Source organism: Luteibacter sp. UNCMF366Tsu5.1, from assembly GCF_900119235.1.
Classification (GTDB): domain Bacteria; phylum Pseudomonadota; class Gammaproteobacteria; order Xanthomonadales; family Rhodanobacteraceae; genus Luteibacter; species Luteibacter flocculans.
Genome location: NZ_FPIS01000014.1, coordinates 1 through 1,169, shown reverse-complemented (window position 1 = coordinate 1,169; position 1,169 = coordinate 1). Strand labels below are relative to the sequence as shown.

The following is a 1,169-nucleotide window of genomic DNA, read 5'->3' as shown; positions in this document are numbered from 1 at the left end:
CCCGCCAGACTCCATGAACCTTCGTCCAGACCGTAATGGCCTTCCGACGACACCACCAATGCATCGCACGACAACGCCAACCACCACGACGCGCCGATCGCGTCGCCGCGCACGGCAGCGACCACAGGCACCGGCACGCCACGAAGGTGCGACACGAACGCCATCCAGACGGACGCTGCGGAGACGTCCGCTGCCGACGCGCCGTCGACCACCACGATCAGCGCGCGCAGGTCGCCCTTGGCGATAACCTCGCATGCGTCGCTCACGGCAGACGCCCAGGCCGCGACCGAGCCCACGTCGTCCATGGTGACGTGCAGCGTCCACACCGCAGGAGCGATGCCGGTGATACGCAAGCTGCCCGCGACAGCGTCGACGTTGCCAGGCTGGAAAGCATCCGGTGCGCCGAGCGTGAAGCGCGGGCGTGCCAACGACGCACTCTCACCGTTCGCCAGATCGGCCGCGGCCGCCAGCGCGAAACGAGGCTTCCGGCGCGTATCAAGACGAGACACGCGTGCCCCGCCGATGTCGCGGGACCATACGACGCCGCTCTTCCACGGCATGCTGGGCGCCTCGTTCGACACGGTTTCCAGAACGACGCCGCATGCCTGGTCTTCGCCTGCTGCGCTCTCATCCATAACGGCAAGGCCATGCACGACGATCGCCTCGTCGTCGTCCGCCGTCACTTCAAAGGCGACGCCGTCTTCGTCCGGCCACAAGCTGACGGTGTAGGAAACCGCGGCATCCGGGTTGCGTTCCCAGGCCACGTCTTCCAGCAACACCGATGCCTCGTCCGCTCGTTCCTGTGCACGGGCGACGGCGGCACGCACGAATGCCAGCACCGTCGCGGCATCGACGCCGCCCTTCACCGCGGCCACGTGGCAGCGATAGCGGGCGACATCCAGGTTGGAGACGTTCTCGTGCACGAGCGGATGCGCCGTGCCGAAATGCGCCGGAACCGCGCTGTTCGCACCATCGACCCAATAGGTTTCCTTGGCGAACGGGTACAACGGCACGCCGACACGGCGAGGCGTGCGCTCGCGATGCAGTTGCGCCCAATCGTGGTCCAGACCGCGTACCCACCATTCGCCCAGCTTCTCCAGACGCCCCTCGCGCAACCAGCCGTCCGCCGTGCGCCGCAAGTCCTCGTCACCAGCAAACATCGCCACCGC

General features: G+C 67.5%; 1 protein-coding gene. It reads right to left on the bottom strand.

The window, feature by feature from the left end:
* A partial coding sequence (locus BT115_RS18735) for a hypothetical protein (protein WP_177257454.1) occupies window positions 1-1,169 on the bottom strand: 1,169 nt, incomplete at both ends.